At 62.1% G+C, this 18,145-nt stretch carries 11 protein-coding genes and 4 pseudogenes; 4 read left to right on the forward strand and 11 right to left on the reverse strand.

The genetic code is table 11. The features are described from left to right. Positions 1–535: 535 nt before the first annotated feature. The gene (locus ACFSQT_RS14315; protein WP_379019605.1) at positions 536–883 is read left to right on the forward strand and encodes a hypothetical protein; all 348 of its coding nucleotides are present in this window, start codon (positions 536–538) and stop codon (positions 881–883) included. Between the two features lie 180 nt (positions 884–1,063). On the opposite strand, the pseudogene ACFSQT_RS14320 reads toward ACFSQT_RS14315, so the two are convergent. The 7 genes and pseudogenes from ACFSQT_RS14320 to ACFSQT_RS14350 all read right to left on the reverse strand — a co-directional run. Then, a pseudogene (locus ACFSQT_RS14320) lies at positions 1,064–1,222 on the reverse strand (IS630 family transposase); the annotation flags it as partial. Between the two features lies 1 nt (position 1,223). Beyond that, complete coding sequence (locus ACFSQT_RS14325) at positions 1,224–3,302, reverse strand: recombinase family protein (RefSeq protein WP_379019607.1); 2,079 nt, start codon at positions 3,300–3,302, stop codon at positions 1,224–1,226. Positions 3,303–3,515: 213 nt separating this feature from the next. After that, positions 3,516–4,321: pseudogene (locus tag ACFSQT_RS14330) on the reverse strand (IS630 family transposase); the annotation flags it as partial. 248 nt (positions 4,322–4,569) lie between these two features. Next, entirely contained in the window at positions 4,570–5,784 is a 1,215-nt protein-coding gene (locus ACFSQT_RS14335; RefSeq protein WP_379019609.1) for an IS701 family transposase, read from the reverse strand. 45 nt (positions 5,785–5,829) lie between these two features. Next, positions 5,830–6,344 (reverse strand): annotated as a pseudogene (locus tag ACFSQT_RS14340) (IS5 family transposase); the annotation flags it as partial. A gap of 25 nt (positions 6,345–6,369) precedes the next feature. Continuing rightward, positions 6,370–8,001 carry an IS66 family transposase gene (locus ACFSQT_RS14345; RefSeq protein WP_379019611.1) on the reverse strand — a complete coding sequence of 544 codons (1,632 nt, stop codon included), beginning with the start codon at positions 7,999–8,001 and terminating at the stop codon, positions 6,370–6,372. A gap of 65 nt (positions 8,002–8,066) precedes the next feature. Next, positions 8,067–8,333: pseudogene (locus tag ACFSQT_RS14350) on the reverse strand (IS5 family transposase); the annotation flags it as partial. Positions 8,334–8,412: 79 nt separating this feature from the next. On the opposite strand from ACFSQT_RS14350, the gene ACFSQT_RS14355 reads away from it, so the two are divergent. Further along, positions 8,413–8,634 (forward strand): hypothetical protein, encoded by a 222-nt coding sequence (locus ACFSQT_RS14355; protein WP_379019613.1) that lies wholly within the window; start codon positions 8,413–8,415, stop codon positions 8,632–8,634. A 111-nt stretch (positions 8,635–8,745) separates the two neighbouring features. Here ACFSQT_RS14355 and ACFSQT_RS14360 read toward each other — a convergent pair whose 3' ends face one another. Together ACFSQT_RS14360 and ACFSQT_RS14365 are read right to left on the reverse strand one after the other, a co-directional pair. Beyond that, positions 8,746–9,927 carry an IS91 family transposase gene (locus ACFSQT_RS14360; RefSeq protein WP_379019615.1) on the reverse strand — a complete coding sequence of 394 codons (1,182 nt, stop codon included), beginning with the start codon at positions 9,925–9,927 and terminating at the stop codon, positions 8,746–8,748. Between the two features lie 8 nt (positions 9,928–9,935). Further along, positions 9,936–10,805 carry a tyrosine-type recombinase/integrase gene (locus ACFSQT_RS14365; protein WP_095090404.1) on the reverse strand — a complete coding sequence of 290 codons (870 nt, stop codon included), beginning with the start codon at positions 10,803–10,805 and terminating at the stop codon, positions 9,936–9,938. Between the two features lie 212 nt (positions 10,806–11,017). Between ACFSQT_RS14365 and ACFSQT_RS14370 the strand changes: the two genes are divergently transcribed. Continuing rightward, positions 11,018–11,961, forward strand: a protein-coding gene (locus tag ACFSQT_RS14370; RefSeq protein ID WP_379019625.1) for an IS630 family transposase whose coding sequence is annotated in 2 segments (ribosomal slippage) — positions 11,018–11,354 and positions 11,354–11,961 — 945 coding nt in all. Because the reading frame shifts where the segments join, the coding sequence is not laid out codon by codon here. Positions 11,962–12,041: 80 nt separating this feature from the next. Then, complete coding sequence (scpB, locus tag ACFSQT_RS14375; protein WP_379019617.1) at positions 12,042–12,653, forward strand: SMC-Scp complex subunit ScpB; 612 nt, start codon at positions 12,042–12,044, stop codon at positions 12,651–12,653. 225 nt (positions 12,654–12,878) lie between these two features. Here scpB and ACFSQT_RS14380 read toward each other — a convergent pair whose 3' ends face one another. Both ACFSQT_RS14380 and ACFSQT_RS14385 read right to left on the reverse strand, forming a co-directional pair. After that, positions 12,879–14,219 (reverse strand): AbiJ-related protein, encoded by a 1,341-nt coding sequence (locus tag ACFSQT_RS14380; protein WP_379019619.1) that lies wholly within the window; start codon positions 14,217–14,219, stop codon positions 12,879–12,881. Continuing rightward, positions 14,216–16,099, reverse strand: coding sequence for a UvrD-helicase domain-containing protein (locus tag ACFSQT_RS14385; protein WP_379019621.1), 1,884 nt, complete (start codon positions 16,097–16,099; stop codon positions 14,216–14,218). Before ACFSQT_RS14385 ends, ACFSQT_RS14380 begins: the two co-directional genes overlap by 4 nt. Positions 16,100–18,145 lie beyond the last annotated feature (2,046 nt).

Here is an 18,145-nt window from a genome sequence, read left to right on the forward strand (position 1 = left end):
TCCTGCACGCTCGGTAGCAGAAAGCTGAGCCTCGCCGCCACATGACCAGTGACTACTGCGACGGGCCCCTATTCTAGGCGGCCTGTTCAGCTGAAAAGGAAAGGCGGAGGCCGGACGCTTGGAGGCCGTCGCTCCCGGCGCCTCTGAACTTTGCCTGCGGTGTATCTGATCCGACCCGGCGAAAAGAGCACGGTTCCGCCGTCCGGGCAGGAATTTATCCAGATCCTGACACGCCTGCACGCCGTGTGTTTTCGGTGACGCGCTCGCCGAGCAGCTATGACCAATATCGGCGAACTTCCAATCTCAAGATCGGCAGGAAGGTGTGCAAGTCACATGGTGAGCCAATACCTCCGTATGGGGAATTGAGTGGACGTGCCGGCACCTCACCTGCCGTTGCAGGCAACCTGACTTAAATTGAGTTTGACACCTTTCGGTTACACCGCCCGTGCAACGGCACCGTTGTTACTTGCATCGTCGGAGCCAACCTTCGTCACATTGAGATAGGGACGTTCTCATTGTGATGTAGGAGCACAAAATGCCAGGCGAACAGGATGAACCGCTCACGCCACATCAGGCGCACCAGCGCCGATACCGCGCAAGATTGATGCGCCGGGGCGCGCCTGAGGCCATCGCCGTCGACCTCGCCTTGGCGGCAGCGTCGGTTGCTTACATTGATGTCCTCGAAGCTAGGGTCAGCTCTCCGGCAGACCGCTTGACCATCAAGATTTTACTCCGGGGCACGCTCGATCTTCTTGTCGCCGCCGGCTACGACCGCGCCGAAGCAACGAATGTCCTGCGCAGGCGTGTCACCCGCCAGGGGAGGCGGGATCTTGAGCGGATTGTCGAGATATCCCGCGTCCGCAAGCGGATGCCGCAGGGTTGACACGAATTCTGCCCGTTACTCCCTGACTCGGAATCGGATTTCTCGGAATTCTCTACGTGACCAAGCCGCTCGATTGTTGGTTGGTCCGTTTCAAATTCTCGAGTCCGAAACGCTCCTCGGCCCCACTGCTGAACCGATGGGCTATTAACTCCACCTAGAGCAGTTTCTGGATAATCACGGTTAGGCATCGTAGCCGGCGTGGGCGAACAGGTTTTCGCATTCTTTGGGGTGGAAACGATCGATGGCGACGGCCACGGCGTCCCATAATTCCGGGATGGACCGGGCTGCTGCCTTTCGCAGTAAAGCCTTCAGCTTGGCGAAGGCCATCTCGATCGTGTTGTCATGATGACTCTCCAGTCCGGATTCCTGTTGAGGCGTGAGACAGGCTGACGAGCCAGATACGTTGTGTCCCCACTTTGGCGATACGCCCCTTGAGCTTTCCGCGCCGGAGCCAGCCGTAGGCGGTCTGGCGATGGACGCCGAGCTGTTCGGAGAGTTCCTGCAGGGTCACCTCGTCGGCATTGCGACGGGGAACATTGCCGGACCAGATGGGTCGCTTCTTTCCAAGTCCCTTTCGTACCAGAAGCTTCTGGACGATCAACGCGTCGAACGTTGGCTTCTTCGCAGGCGTCCAGCCTTTCGCATTGAGATCGTCGGCGATCTGTCGAGCGGTCGCCCCCTCGGCACGCAACGCCGCGATCCGATCCAGTATTTCGTCGTGATGCTCCAGTTGTTCAAAGCGTCTTACGGTTCGGACAATCGGATGCGTCGTCACGATCTCTCCGGCCCAGTGGCATTTTACCTCGGCACGCTCGGTTTCTCCAAACACCCGGATGACGACGCGATCGAGCATCATACGGGCGATGGTTTGCCGGTCGCGTGATGTAGTGGACTGCGCCCTCCACAGGGCAGGCACATCTTCTGCCAGCCGGCGGACCGTGTCCTTTTCCTCCGCCGTTAGCCGCTCAGGTTGGCGCGCAAGGGCCCGCTGGTGATCATCCGCGAGCGCCTGTTTCGTCGCCATTGCTGCTTCCCAATCCCGTTCAAGCGTCCGCGCGACCAGACGGTTGTCAGGATCGACAGCTTCGTAGCGCCGACGTGCGAGTGATGTTTCATAATCTGCGCGTTCCAGTCGCTGCTTCCAGCCGTCATGGAGCTGCTGTCGTTCGAGTTCGATATCCTCGGCAACTTGAAGGCTGACGTCGATTGCTGCCGGCGAAAGGGCTTCAAGAATCAACGCGGTCAGACATGTGTCCACCGGACGGGCGCTGATCGACTGGCACCGTGGACCGCCATAGGTGGTGGCCTCATAGCTGCAGCTATAGCGCGCTTCCCGTCCGTCATCATTGTAGCCGGTCACCATTTTGCGGCCACACACGCCGCAGATCATCAAGCCGCCAAGCAGTGCTGCGCCACCACGCGGGACGCCGGTATATCGAGAACGGTTTGCCGCCATCAGTTCCTGATTCCGCTCATAGGATTGCCAGTCAATGTACGCTGGATGTGCGTTTTGGTGCAGCACCATCCATTTTTGTGGATCGCGAACGAAGCGTCGGCCGCTATGCGGCTTTCCGGGAAGCCGGAGGCGTCCGTCATGGTGACGGCGCCCGAAGACATAGGCACCGGCATAACCAGGATGACGAAGCATGTCGCTGAGAGTGGCCGTATTAGGTCGGTTCCAGCACACGTCGCCCTTTTCAGGGCCGCTCCGTATACGATCGGGAAGTGCGATGTCATGGTCCACGAGGTATCGCAGGACGCCACTGATCGAGCGACACCTTTCAAACAAAGCGAAGACCAGGCGTATGACCCTTTGAACCTCCTCGTCCGGGTCCAGTGCCACTTCGCCTGAGGGCTTCAGCACATAACCGCGCGGCAGACCAAGGATGAGTTCGCCACGACACGCCTTGGCCTTGCGCCCTTCGTACATCCGAGCTTTCAGAATATGGAGCTCAGCTTCACTCATCGTGCCCTTCAGGCCGAGCAACAGCCGGTCATTGTAGGTGCTCGGATCGTAGATGCCGTCGGCATCGCCAATCAGCGTATCAAACAACGCGCACATTTCCAGAAGTTGATGCCAGTCACGGCATGATCGTGCGAGGCGGGAGACTTCGATGCCAATGACCATTCCGACATGACCGAGCCCAACCTCCGCGACGAGACGCTGGAAGCCGGGCCGATCAAGCGCCGACGCGCCCGAGCGGCCCAGATCGTCATCGATCACCGTTATCTGGTCACGACGCCACCCCAGCCGGAATGCCCGGTCCGCCAAGGCGTATTGAAGCCGCGTTGACTCGCGGTTGTGTTCGACCTGTCGAACCGTCGACTGCCGAACGTACACGATGGCCTGGCGATCATTGTGACGGCTGTGGATCTTTTCCGGCAACGTGAAGGTGAGCAGGCTCGGTTCTGCATTCATGACCGATCTCCCGATCCGTCGACACATTCCGTTGTATCAGGCTGCTGATCAGCGCTACGAGGCGACGACGGCGATCTGCCGGCAAATCCGTCCAGCGGATGTATATTCGCTTCTGGCTCATCACGATTCGCCATCCATTGGGTCAACAGAATCAGCGCTTTGTGGCCAATGCGTGGTATCAGCGGAACCTCACCTCCAGAGGTTTCCTTACTATGCGCTTTCAATGGGGTTAAAGTCCGGGGAGTAGGGCGGAAGATAGCGAAGGGAAGCCCCCGCAGCCTCGATGATTTCGCGGACACCGACCACTTTATGAGCAGGCAGGTTGTCCATCACGACGACATCGTCGGGTTGAAGCGTCGGCACGAGGACGCGGCGCAAGTAGACCAGGAATGCTTCGCCATCCATGGCGCCGTCCAGGAGCCAGGGCGCGACGATCCCGTCGAGGCGCAGGCCGGCCGTGAAGGTCGTGGATTTCCAGTGCCCATGAGGAACAGCCGCCCGGCAACGCTGTCCACGCGCAGAGCGGCCTCGTAGCCGGGCCATCTTGGTATTGAGGCCACTTTCGTCGATGAAGATCAGGCGGCTCGGATCGAGATCGAGTTGGCCTTCGAACCACTCTTCCCGCGCTGCCAAAACATCCGGTCGCTGCTGTTCGGCCGCGTGCGCTGTCTTTTTTTGTACGTGATGCCACGCTTTGCGAAGAACGCATGGACCGTCGTCAGGCTGGCTTTGACCCCGCGCTCTGCCGCAAGGCGATCGACGATCTCGGCAAGCGTGATGTCCCGCTCATCGGTCTCGACCAAGGCGAGAATGAAAGTCTCGTGCGCGTCCAGCTTCGATACCTTCGGCTTGCCCTGCCGCCCAGGTTCCAGATTGCCGCTCGAACGCCAGGCCCGATACCATGCACCAGACGTCGATATCCCGATGGCAAACCGCCGTGCCGCTTCTCGGGTCGACAGGCCTGCCTCTATCGCCTCGATAACACGCGTCCGCAAATCCAGGCTGTAAGCTCGTGCCATGCCGCTGCTCCTTCCGCAAATCACTTCGATCAGGGAATCAGAACAAGCCGTTCACTGCAAACAAACGACTCCGATTAAGGGAAAACCGCTCTAGCATTACAGTTGCATTCTAGATTTTAGGTGAGCTCGTCGAGCGGCCGCCTGATGGGCGCGCCTCCAGCATGACCATGCGATGACGTAGGCGGGGTTTATGCGACGCTGGGCGAGTCTGATGGCGATGCGCCGGACTTCCTGGATAGACCAGCGGATCAAATCCTGATGGTCGGCATCCGCGGTCTTTTTTGGGGCGTCGCGTCATTGGCGCGGTATCGGATCACCGCCATCATGGCGAAGGCGAGCATGACGAGGGAGGCGTGGCGATGCCAGCCATGCCATGACCGGGTTTCGTTGTGATCGAGTCCGAGCTCGTTCTTGGCGGTCTCGAAGCTGTCTTCGATCGCCCAGCGATGGCCTTCCACGGAAACGAGCGTCTGGATGCCCGTCCCGGCCGGGCACCATGTGGTGAAGAATGCGAGATCGCCGTCGCTGATATTGCGCCGGATCAGGAGGCCACGGGTCCAAAGCCCCGATTTCGTCTCGTTATATTCGTCGGCATCGAGATCGGCGAGTTCGCAGTAGGCCCAGTCATGAAGCCGCGCGCCTTTGGTGCCCTCACCGGCGGAAAGACGCTGCCATGCACTTGGATCGAGATCACGGGCGATCTCCTGAGCTGTGCCGGCGACCGGAGGCTTCCCCGACCAAGAGCCGAAATGGTGGTCCGACTTGACCCCAAGAACGTAGCCTTTGCAGGCTCGCCGCAGGGTTCCTTCGACGTCCCCGACGCCATACACCGCATCTGCGGCCACCCATGAAAACGGCACATCGGCTGCCAGCGCACGCCGTATCATATCGACAGCCAAGCCTGGCTTGGTAGCGAAGGCTATAGCCTCAGGAACATGGGTTGCTGCAAGCCTTACCGGATCTCCGGTCCAGCTTTTGGGCAAGTACAGGGCCCGATCGACAAAGGCATGACCGCGAGCGGACACATAGGCGGCGAACACACCGATCTGGCAGTTCGTTATCTTGCCTGCAGAACCTGTATATTGACGCGCAACACCGCACGATGTCTTGCCCTGCTTGAGGAAGCCCGTCTCATCGATGACCAGGACCGCATCATCTGTGGCGAGGTTTTCTACAACATACTCTCGCACGATGTCGCGAAGTGCGTCCGCGTCCCAACGCCCGCGACCCAGAATGGCTTGTTGCCGCCACGGGCCGGGATCACCGGCCGCCTCAGCGCGCATCCAACCTGTCTTACGCCGCTCGTCACCCAGCAAGCCGTCCAGGAAAAGGTTCGCAGATGCTGCAACTCGCTCCTGCGTAAACAGTCCGCGCATACGCGCTTTCACGTCACGCAGCGATGATGCCCAAAGCTCAAGCGTAGTTTCGATTGATGCACCTGTCATCCATGACCTCCGAATCATGGAGACCCATAGATTCAGACCATAGATAAATATGCAACTGTAATGCTAGGCCATAGACTCATTAAATCGCATCCAGATTCTCAGGGAAACGAGTTTGACGCCAGCCAGGAAGTTATCAGATCGCTTGTCGTATCGTGTGGCGACTGCACGGTAGTGTTTGATTTTGTTGAAGAACCGCTCGACGAGGTTTCTGTATCTATAGAGGAAGGGGCTGAAAGCTGGGACATTCTTTCGGTTCGGCATGGGCTTGATGTTGGCCCATGCCCCTCGCTCTGTCAGGCCTTGCCGCAGTTCGTCGCTGTCATAGGCACGGTCGGCCAACAGGATCTGTCCCTCGACAAGTGTATCAAGCATGTCACGGGCGCTGCGACCGTCATGAGCCTGGCCCTCGGTCAGCTTTAGGTCGATCGGCAGGCCTTCAGCATCGACGAGCGCGTGGATCTTGGTCGTCAAACCGCCCCGCGAGCGACCCATGCAACTGGGTCGGCCATCTTTTTTTGGGCGTTGGCGGCGTGCTGATGCACGCGCACGCTGGAACTATCGATCATCTGGATATCGCCGTAACCGGGGCAGATTTCCGGGCGATCAGGCTGGAGCGGCTTGGCTGACGAGATCGGGAAGCGGCAGAACGGCGGTTTGTGTGGGGATACCAAGGCGGTCGCCGAGGTAGGCGAAGAAGGAGACGCCGAGCTTGGTGCAGGTCTTCATCAGGCCGAGCAGGACATCGCGGGCATCTCTGCCTGCGTCACTGACGGTCCCGCCGGAGATCTTGCGTTTGATAACGACGGCGCGAATGTCATTTTCCGAACCGTTGGTGTGGAGTGGGATCTCGGGGCGATCGAGAACGCGCAGGAGTTCATGCTTGCGGCGGTGAAGCCGGGTGAGCAGCCTGTCGAGCATGACGTAGCCGGTTCGTCGTTTGAACAGGCGGTCGAAGCGGGCACGCAAGGCCGCCGCGCGGCGCGGACAAGGTGACCGCTGATAGCTCTTCAGGTCGTGATAGAACCACCAGATCAACTGGCGCATGACGTCAACGGCCTGGCGCTGGTCTGGCGTCATCGGCACCAATTTGTGGACGAGCCGCTCGGCGTGGACCCAACACAGAGCATGGTCGGCGATGCGGAACTGGCCGGCGTCATCGGAGACGATAACGGCGTCGGCAAGAAAGCCATGATGGCGGATCGCCCCCCACATCGCCCCCTCAGTGGCAATCTTGACCGGGTTCGGCTCAACCGCAAGCTGGTCGAGGCCCAGTGCTGCCAGATGCGCCTGCCAGGCGGCGCTGTCGGCAAACACCTTTTGCGGGAAAGCCGCCAGCCGGTCGATCACCGGACCAGCGAGGTTGCGGCCGCGCATATAGGCCAACGCCTCGTCATTGATGACGTAATCGCCGTGCCCGGCGCGCAGCGTTACCAGGAACGCCCCCCGTGACTTCGATCGCCCGGTGCGGAACGCGGTGAAGCGGTCATCGCCGATCTGAGCGGTGTAGCCGTCCTGGTTGGCGTGGCGCGCCGACGTATCATCGACCGTGATCCAGCGCGCCGTGGCAAGTCCGGTGCGCAACACGTCACGATCCTCTGCAACGAAGACCTCGAGGCCCTCCGAAATCAGCCGCACCACCTGACGCTTCGAGATGTCGACGCCAATGCCCGTCAAGAGTGCGGTTAATCGCTCCGTCGTCACTTGGCCCTGAAAATGGCAGGCCAGGATGAAGCGGCGCAGGTTCGCGCCCCAGCCGCCGACAATCCCCGACGGCAGTGGCGCCACGATCGTCTCGCCGCTGGGGGTCACCCAGCGTTCGCGCCGGTAGCGCACCACCTCGGCCGACAACACCAGATCGCGCACCAGGATCGTCTCATACCCCTTGAAGCGGGAGCCCGCAGGGGAGCTCACCGCAACCGTCACCTCGCGGCTCACACGAGCGCTGTCGCGCTTGGCGCCGCGCCGCCGACGCTTGCCCTTGGCCGCTTTCGCCCCCGTCGCCTTCTCCATCCCCGACGGTTTGGACGGCTTGATTGGCGGCCGCGGAGGCAGGTCCTTCAGACGCTTAATCTCGTCCTTCAGGCTCTGGTTGTCGGCGCGCAGCGCCTGGTTCTCCATCTGCAGGCTCTCGACCTGTCCGTGAAGACCCCGCACTTCGCCGAGCAGCGTCCCAACCAGCCCGCGGAGTTCCGCCAGCGACAGGCCTTCAAGCGAATCATTCGGCGGCAGAGTCACGCAAAGGGTGAATCACAAACCCGCCCCCCTGCAAACCCCACCTCCGCCCGGAAATCTGCCCCGGTTACGATATCGCCATCGTAAGCCTTTGAAACCGCGCTCAGAAGCCGATCCCACACACCGGCCTTGCGCCACCGATTGAAGCGGTTGACGCATGTCGTGTGCGGGCCATAGCGCTCCGGAATGTCCGCCCAAGGCGCACCGGTCCGCAATCGCCAGAATATCCCGTTCAAAACCCGCCGGTCGTCAACACGCGCGACGCCACGAGGCTTGTTCGGCAACAAGGGCTCGATGACCGACCACTCGAAATCCGTAAGATCAAAGCGCGCCATTCATACCTCCATCATGAGAGGAATGAATCACCCATCAAACGTTTTGGGAATCTGGAGGGTTCTGTGAGGTCGCGCGGCGGTGATGGTCTGGCTTGGCGCGGTGCGCGACCTCATTGAAGCCGGATTGAGCGAACCCGCTGACGCGGCCACGCGCTATGGGATTAGTATCGCGAAGCCTGCTCTAGGTGTGCGGCTTGGTGTGATGCAACGCTGCCATGTCGGTGAAGACGAGGCCGAGACGCCGACGTTGACCGAGGCGATCGACGCGCCCGTTGGCATCTTTGGGCGTGCTTCGGGGTAATGCTTGTGCTCTTCGGGCTGGTCGGGAAGATGACGATATGGGGGGTCATTGCGTCCGTCGACGCTGATGCCGCGACGCTGCCACGATCGATGCTGGGGCGACATCCTGTCGTCATGAGGTATCCGGCTGCGGTCGTGATGGCCCAGTGCGCCATCGCGGCAGCGTGGCGGTGATGCGCAGAATGCCGCCACAGCAGGGACAGACGGTTGGGTCAAAGCGCGGGAGCGGCCTGGTGGTCTCGCCGGCTGCGGCGGTCGCAGCGAGCTTCATCGCCACCAGGAGTTGCCGGATGATGGTGAGTCGGGTCCGGCGGCATCCATTGGCGAGGAAGCCATAGTGGCGGATGCGGTGGAAGCCGTCGGGCAGGCAGTGCAGCAGGAAGCGACGGATGAACTCGTGCGGATCGAGCGACATCAGCCTGGGCGCGTTGCCGTGACGATAATCGCGCCAGCGGAAGGTTACGCTGGTCTCGTCGGCGCTGACCAGGCGACTGTTGGCGATGGCGACCCGGTGGGTATAGCGGCCGAGATAGGCGAGGACCTGCTCGGGCGAGCCGAACGGCGGCTTGGCATAGACGATCCAGTTCTTGCGACGAAGCTGCCGGATCGCGGCCGTGAAGGCATGGGCCTGACCGAGCCCGTCGAGCGTGCCGGAGAAGCGCAGTCGCCCAGCCGCATAGGCCGCCTGGAGCCGCTCGAGGAACAGCCGCCGGAATAGGCGGGAGAGGACATGGATGGGCAGGAAGAAGCGTGGCCGGCAGCTGAGCCAGCGCCCATCGGAAGAGAGAGCGCCGCCGGGGACGAGGCAATGGATGTGCGGATGATGGGTGAGCGCCTGGCCCCATGTGTGAAGAATGGCCAGGAACCCGATCTCCCCGCCGAGGTGCCGCGGATCGGCGGCGATGGTCTTGAGCGTTGCGGCGACGGCCTCGAACAGGATGGCATAGGCGACTGCCTTATTGTGAAAGGCGATCTCGGCGACTTCGGCCGGCACCGTGAACACGACGTGGAAGTAAGACACCGGCAGCAGATCGGCCTGACGGTCGGCGAGCCACCGTTCGCGCGTCGCGCTCTGACACTTGGGACAATGCCGGTTGCGGCAGGAGTTATAGCAGACGCGGGCATGTGCGCAGTCCTCACAGGCCTCGACATGGCCGCCAAGCGCCGCAGTCCGGCAGAGCTCGATCGCGGACATGACGCGGCGCTCGACGCGGCCGAGATGGCCGTCATGGGCAAGACGATAGGCATGATCATGGCGACGGAAGATATCCGCCACCTCCAGCTCGGAGCGCATCGCCGGGCTCAGGCGGGCGGCACCACCTCCAGCGTCAGGCGGTCGAGCGGGCTCTGCGTCCTGGCGATCGTGCTTGTTGCCACATGGGTGTAGCGCGCCGTCGTCGAGAGGTTGTTGTGCCCCAGCAGCACCTGGATAATCCGGATATCCGTACCGCTCTCAAGCAGGTGAGTCGCAAAACTGTGGCGCAGAGTATGCACGCTCACCCGCTTGACCAAACCTGCCGCCTTGGTCGCGGAGCGGCAGGCCGCATGAAGGACCTGCACGTCGATCGGCTTGTCGCCTCGTCCGGGGAACAGCCAGTCCTGCGGGCGTGCCAGTCGCCAGTAGGTCCGCAAGATCCCGAGCAGCTGCGGCGACAGCATGACCGTGCGATCCTTGGCGCCCTTGCCGTGGCGGACCTGGATCACCATCCGGTCGCTGTCGATGTCCGCCACCTTGAGGCTCACCGCCTCCGAGGCGCGCAACCCCGCGGCATAGGCGGTGGTCAGTGCAGTGCGCGCCTTCAACGATGGCACTGCTTCCAGAAAGCGCACCACCTCGTCGGCGCTCAGGATCGCCGGCAACTTGCGCGGCGTGCGCGCATAGACGATGCGCTCCGGGATCTCCGCCCGGTCCAGCGTCACGCCGTAGAAGAAACGCAACGCACAGACCGTCTGGTTCAGCGCCGGCCAGGAAATGCCCTGCGACACCAGATAAACCTGGAACGCACGGACGTCCTCCAGCCCCAACCGATCCGGCGACCGGCCGAAATAACGGCTGAACTTCGCCACCGCATGCAGATAGGATCGTTGCGTCGCGGGCGACAGGTTGCGCAAGCTCATGTCGTCGATCATACGACGGCGCAGCGGGCTTACCGCTGCCGTGGCTTCAGCCATGGGATGGTCTCCTGGTCAGGGGTTGGTCTCAGCAACCAAACCTTCCCATCAGGAGGCCATTCCAGCCAATGCACACGCCAATCCCGCGTCAGCGGGTTCGTTCAATCCTGAATATCAACAACCCCTAGAGCACGTCCCGCGATCAATGAATCGATTGTGATGTGACGTCGGGCTTCGCGGGTGATTCAACATCCACTTTGATGAGGTGGATGATGGGAAGAGCACTGAGCGACGATCTTCGATCGCGGGTCTTGAAGGCTTCGGACGCGGGCATGTCTGCCCGGCAGGCGGCGGCGCGGTTCGGCGTCGGCATATCGAGTGCAATCCGGTGGATCGCACGGGCGAAGATCGGCGAGCGGACGCCGCGGCCGCAAGGCCGTCGACGCGCGTCCAGCCTCGATGCGCATAGAGCCTTCATCGTGGGGTTGATCGATGAGCGCAAGGACATCACGCTGAACGAGATGGTAGAGCGGCTGGCGGTCGAGCGATCGGCTCGGATCAGTCGCAGCGCCTTAAGCGCCTGGCTTGGCCGGCACGGCTGGACGTTCAAAAAAAGTCCGCACATGCACTGGAGCAGGATCGTCCCGACATCCTGAAGCGCCGTCGTGCGTGGTTCGACGGCCAACTCGACCTCGATCCGGCAAAGCTGGTGTTCATCGATGAAACTGGACTATCGACCAAGATGGCCCGGCTGCGGGGCCGTGCGCCATGCGGTGAGCGTTGCCGGGCGGGCGTGCCGCACGGCCATTGGAAAACCACCACCTTCACCGGCGCACTGCGGCTGACGGGCATGACCGCCCCGTTCGTCTATGACGGCGCCATGAACGGCAACGTATTCCTGGCCTATGTCGAGCAGGTGCTGGTCCCGACCCTGTCGGAGGGCGACATCGTCGTGATGGACAACCTTCCCGCCCACAAGGCCGCCGGCGTTCGCGATGCAATCGAGACGACCGGCGCGAGGCTCATGTTCCTGCCGCCCTACAGCCCCGACTTCAATCCGATCGAAAACGCCTTCTCAAAACTCAAGGCTCTTATGCGGGCCAAAGCCGAGAGGACAATCACAGCCCTGTGGACCGCCGTCGGATCGCTCGTCGACCTCTTCACCCCAGCCGAATGCCAGAACTACTTCAAGGCCGCAGGTTATGACCCAGATTAAACCGGACGTGCTCTAGATCCAGCGAAGGGCTTGATACCGAACTTGCGGACCTGCCGCCCGAGCTGCACTGGCGCGAGTGGATGGGCCGGATCGAAGCGGTGATCTTCGCGTCGCCGGAGCCGGTCGGCCGGGAGGCGCTGACCCGCGTCGTCGGCCGCGATTGCAACATTGAGCTGATCATCGACGACATCCGCGACGAACTGCGCGGCCGGCCCTACGAACTCGTCTCCGTCGCCGGCGGTTGGCAGCACCGCACCAAAAAGGGCTTCGCCAACGCGATCCACACTGCCACCGGGCTCGGCGACAATCTCCGACCTCTGTCTTCGACGGAGAGCCTGGTGCTGATGTGCATCGGCTACTTTCAGCCGATCACCCGCGGCGAACTCGGCCAGTTCTTCGGTAAGGAGGTCAGCCGCGATTTGATCGGAACGCTCCGCTCACTCGGCTTCATCGCCTCGGGTCCGCGCAGCCCGACGCCCGGCGCGCCTTACACCTTCGTCACCACGCCGGCGTTCCTGTCGCAGTTCGGGTTCGAGACCTTGCGCGATCTGCCAGACATGGAGCAGCTCGAGGATGCCGGGTTGCTCAGCAAGGAAAGGCTGTTGGCCGGCGATTTTCCAGGGTCCCAATTTGATCGCGACGGAGAAGACGCGACGGATGATAATGGCGCGGAGACTTCGGACACGAGTTAAATGTAACCGTCGGCTGAATCGCCTGTTTAGCCACTCTATAGTCGGATCTTATCGCAGGCGATCAATATCGACGGTGCGTCCGCAGGATTGCTCCTGTCGCCTTGCTTGACTTCGCATCGGTTCCGACGAGAACCCGAACGCGGGGCTTCTGTAGTTCCTTCACGGCCAAGCCGAAAGGACTCGTTTCGTCCATGACATCCGTTCGAACCGCCCCTGCGGTCGGCATCAGGATTTGTGTGGCATTGGTTTGTGGAGTGCCCAGAGACGATCGAAGAAGCCTTCGATTTCGGCCGGCGCATTGGCGCCGGCGAGTTCGTTGGATCCAAAGCGATAGATCTCGTAGCCAGCCAGACGAAGATCGCGATCGGCCGAGACCATGTCCGCATAAAGGGTGAGCGAGGGTTTCCCTTCGGCGCTGAAATGCTGCGACCCATCCACTTCGATGACGACACGCTGATGGCCGGGGAGCAGCAACAGGAAATCCATGCGCTGCCGGCGTAGCCCGGAGCGATGCCGGAGAAGCTTCACCACGGCGGGATCGTAGTGAAGATAGACCTGCGGGATGAGCGCCGGCAGCGCGTCGCCGAGGCGTGGCCGGTAGATCTTGAAATAGGTACTGAAGAGGGTGCGTTCGGCATCCGAGGCGAGCGAGGCGTGCAATCGCTCGCCGAGCGCGCGGGCGGGTTCGTCGGATGCCGGATCCTGCGACCGCCACCAATCAACCAGTTCGCTCCAAAGGAGGCCGTCGCGCCGTATGGGGCGATCATAGACCAGGCAGCTCGCGGCATTGGAGAGGATGACGATGTCGTTGTTGATGGCGTCGGAGACGCCGATCTCGGGCTTTGGGCCATTGGAGGCGAAGATCAGATTTTTGGGGGCGCCGACCACGCCACGGGCGATCGGCGCGAGACGATAGAGCGGATAGCCGGATTCCTCGCCGTCGACCTTCAGCTCATATCCGTCGCGCCGCAGTACGGCGTTGATCGAGGTGACGAGATCGACCTGTCCGGGTCCACGTCGCCCGAGGGGATGAAGCGCGGCCTCGATCAGGCGGGCGAAGCGGTCGCGGGAGCATGTGAGGGCGCCGATCTGCTCGAAGAGAAATTCGACGCTCCAGTCACCGAAGTTGCGGACCATGTGCTGGTCGATCTCGTCCGCGAGGGGTCGGGCCGAGAAAAAGCTGGTGCCGACGAGGCCCATGGGGAACAGACGCTTGACAAGCTCGACAACGCTCTGCTCGCCGGACAGGTCGTCACCGAAGCATTTGGCGACATCGCGCCGGGTGATCTCCGTGATCCGGGGGCAATCCCTTTCCAGAACGGCCCAGCCCGCCTCTTCCAGGCCGAAATCCCCGAAATGCGCCCCGAGCTTGCGCGCGATCTCGCCGAGCTCGTACTCGGTCTTTCCTTGAAGGCCGATCCGCGCCCGATCGCGCTTGCTGATATTGTCCTCCTGCGGCGGGACCGTGATGCCGGCGACGGCCGCGACGATCGGCATCTGCTCATGAGTGGAGCGCGTCTTGAGGTATTCAGCTAGGCGCTCGCCGAGATTGGGTTCCGCGCTCATATAGCGATCTCCGGCACGCCGGCGTCGGTGAGGAGCTGGTAGAGCTCGGCGACATTGTTGCGCGCACCGCGCTCCTGGCAGAACGCGAAGATGGCGCGCTGCTTGGCGCGCGAGAGGGCGACGAAGAAGGCCGCTACTCCCTCGGGATCTCCGGGAACATGTGCCCACCAGGCTTGGTCATCAAGGCCAACGAAGACGATCGTGTCATATTCCAATCCCTTGCTTTTGTGCACGGTCATCATCGGGATCTGGTTGACGCCCTCGAAGGCGTCCAGACAGGCGGTCCAGTCGGCGGCGCCATCGGCCGACGCGAAGAAATGCAGGCAGAAGGCCTCAAGGATGATTTGGAGGAGGTCACCGACACCGTATTCGGTATAGGTTCGGGCGATGGCTGCCAGGTCGAGATATTCAAAGACTCGCGTCGCGAAGTCAGCGGCGCTATTCCGGGATGGAGCTGTCGCCGCCATATCGGCGCGAAGCGCGGCAAGGAAGGCGGTCAGGTCTGCCTCGACCTTCGCCGCGCCGATGTCGTCGTCGGCTACGACCGCCCGGAGCGCCAGAACTTTGGACGAGACCAACTGCCAGGCCGCAGGCGCGCGGCGTGTCGCTCCGAGGCGAAACATTGCGATCGCGAGGCGACAGAGGTCGTCGGAGAGGAGATCCTGAAGCGAGGTTTTCCCAAGAGCGTGGCTCTCGTTGCGGATGCGCAGGCCATGGGCAGCGAACGGTGATGCGAGCTCGTGCTCGTAATCATCGGATTTTTGCTTGACGAGGAGCGCATAGTCTCGCGGCGATCGTCCACGGGTCCCCATGTCATTGGCGAGCCATTGGGCGAGATGCGCGGCTTCGGCGGCTTTGGTCTGGCTGCGCCAGACTTGCGCCACGTCGCCATCGACCTGGCGCGCCGCACGGGCAACTGTCTGAGCGGCATTCGGATCGAGCGCGCGCGCGACGACATGCTGGATGGCAACGAGATCGGGCGACGATCGGAAATTGAAAAGCAGAGGGAAACGGGCTGCACCGAAATCGGCTTCAAGCCGCTGAAACGCATCCCTTCGAGCGCCGGCGAATATCATGATCCGCTGCTTGTCGTCGCCGACACCTGTGACGATGGTCTGTCCACCGGAGAAGGCCGAGAGCAGGAAGTCGTATTGCGCGAAAGTCGTGTCCTGGAATTCGTCGACGAAGACGAAGGGGTAGGTGGCGACCAGCGCGTTGCGGATATGCGGATTGGCGCGGAGAAGGAGCTCGGCGAGACGGTTGATGCTGACAAAAGTCAGCGAGGAGGGATGGCCAGGCCGCAACTGCGTCGCCCACCATCGGGCGATGGTGAACTCTGCTGCGCTTTGCGGTGCCTGAGGCGCGAGCGGAAGTCGATAGCCGCCGACCACCCGCGCTTCGAAATCCGTTGCACTGAAGGCAGCGATGTCGGCCTGCCATTCCTGCGGCGCGTTGAGGCGCGCCAGCGTCAGGAAACTGATCGACCTGCCACCGCTTGGGAAAGGCGATGTCATAGGGTCGGGTGGGCGGCAATCGGCCGGGACGGCGTTGAGAAACCGGTCGACCAGGCTCTTGCAGAACGAATCGAAGGTGAGCGACACGAAGCGGTTGGCGAGCTCGGGAGGGCAGCGCTGGCGAACGCGCGCAGCAAGATTGCTGGCGGCGTCAGTCTTGAATGAGATCGCCAGTACGCGATGCGGCGCATGGCAGATCCGGTTTTCGAGGAGATAGACCGCGCGTTGGGCCAGAAATTCGGTCTTGCCGGCGCCAGGCCCAGCCACCACGCATGCCGAACCGCCGTGCCGGAGCGCATTCCACGCTGCGGGTTCGAGATCGTCGATGCCACGCGGGCGCCAGTCGTCCGGACGAACAAGAGGCATGATCAGGCACCTGCCGGAGCCGCGGGCGTGAGGCGGGCGACGATCGAGGTCAGGATGAGCTCGGATTTCCGGTGGTGCGCCTGCGGCGAGAACGGCAGAATCCTGATTGCTCAGGACGCGGACATGGGGTGCTTCGGTTTGGCGATGCACGGCAAAGCGCACGCGACCCGGGTGCGACCGAGATCGTCTTGCTAGAAGCGCTTCGGCAGTGGCGTCTCTTCATCTGGATCTGGCGCGCGGCGCACCGGATCCGGGTCGAAAGCTGTTGCCCGCTTCAAGTCTGTTGAGGATATCGCGCATAAAAGTCTCTCTCACACCGGCACGAGCTTGCGCGCCGGCCGTTGACGAGGATCAGTCGGCTGGCAATCAGGCCAAGTTGCCAGGAAAATGAAAATGCGCATGGTCAGCGGCTCATTCTAAGAAGTCATGTGCGCCTTTTGCACAGCACGCCGAAAACCGTGCGACAGGAAGGTGAAAACTGGACAGCCCGAGGCCGGATATAGCGCCGCAGCAGCAGACAGACCCAAAGCACATAGGTGAAGGCGACGATGTAAACCGCCTGGAAAAGCAGGGCCAATGTCGCAGCACGGCAGGGTCGCGGACGGGCGAACCGGTGCTGGAGAGGCAGCACCAGTATGCCAGACGCTAGCCGCACCGAGCGAGCTGATAGAGCAACAGCTTCCTCGGCGCTCGCCTCGACCAGCTTTGAGCGCTTGATGAGGATGTGGTCAGAGCCCAGAAAAAGAAAATCCGGAGCCGGAGGAGCTCAAGAGGTCACCGAACCGCATGTCCCCACCGCCGCCAAGCTTGCGGGAAAGACGGCGTGCAAGGGTGCAGGCGCTCTACACGAAAATCTAGGACCGACCTCCATGAAATAGCCTGAGCCGGCTCTTCCGCGCCGTGACACGCGGCGCGGCCCTCCCGTCCATGCCAAGCGCGATCCGGCGATCGCAGAGACTCCCATGACGATCTCGACCTTGCTACATGCCGCCAGCGAGGCCGCTGCGGCTGTCAAGGCGAAGAAGAAACTTTCACCCGTCGAATTTGATGCAGGCCACCATCCGCCGCGCCGAAGTCACTAGGTCGACGATCAACGGCCTGACCGTCAAGCGCATTTCGACGAGCGATGGATTCGGGGCCAGAAAGGCCGAAGGCGAATGACGCGAGCGGCGCAGGACGGGCGCGCTCGAGGGGCCTGCCGATCGCATCAAGGATGAAGACTTACATCAAGACAAGCCGAGGTCGTCCGCACGGCTCGCTGCTGTCGAAGGGACGCCATGGGCGGCACACTTCGACGAGGAACGAGCGCATCATCAAGGCCGGCGGCATCGTCCATGCGCGCACAGCGACGCCGATTCAGCTGCGCCGGCTTGCTTTACTGGTCGAGGCGCTGGGCGCGTCACGCGCAATCCATCCTCTCTCTGGAAGCCGGACGTCACGCCGGTGTCGTCCGGCGGTGCGGCGGTCGGCGCTTGCTCGGGCACATCGTCGATTGCAGCGGTTCGGACATTGCCGGGTCGATCCGCATTCCTGCCTCGCCTGCGGTGTGGTCGGCTTCAAGCCGCCTTATGGCCGCAACCCGGGACGAGCCGCCGTTCAATCTCGACTTCTATTGCCACACGGACCGCTGCACGACAGTCCGGGACAGCGATCCTGCTGCAGAATGCATGCGGGACCGAGCCGCTCGATATCGCCACGCTGCGCCGAAATTGCGCCTGCCGCGTGACTACAAGCGATCAAGGGCTGGAAGATCGCCTTCTCGATGGACCTCGGTTCTCTTCGAAGTGGATGCGGAGTGCGCAGGAACACGCTTGCCGCCTGCGACGTGTTACGGTCGCTTGGCGCCACCGTCGAGGAAGTCGACCTCGGCTGGGGCGACGACTACCCAGTGCTCAACGGCCGGCAGGGACTTATCTGGAGCACCGTCTTCGCGCCTCGCTGTGTCGGCAACTGCTCAAGCAGCACCGCACACTGACGCTTATAAAAAGACACAGTTATGCACGGCAATTCGCCGAGGATGGGCCAAAATCCAAGGCCAACGCTTTG

This window comes from Mesorhizobium calcicola (genome assembly GCF_042682105.1).
Classification (GTDB): domain Bacteria; phylum Pseudomonadota; class Alphaproteobacteria; order Rhizobiales; family Rhizobiaceae; genus Mesorhizobium; species Mesorhizobium calcicola.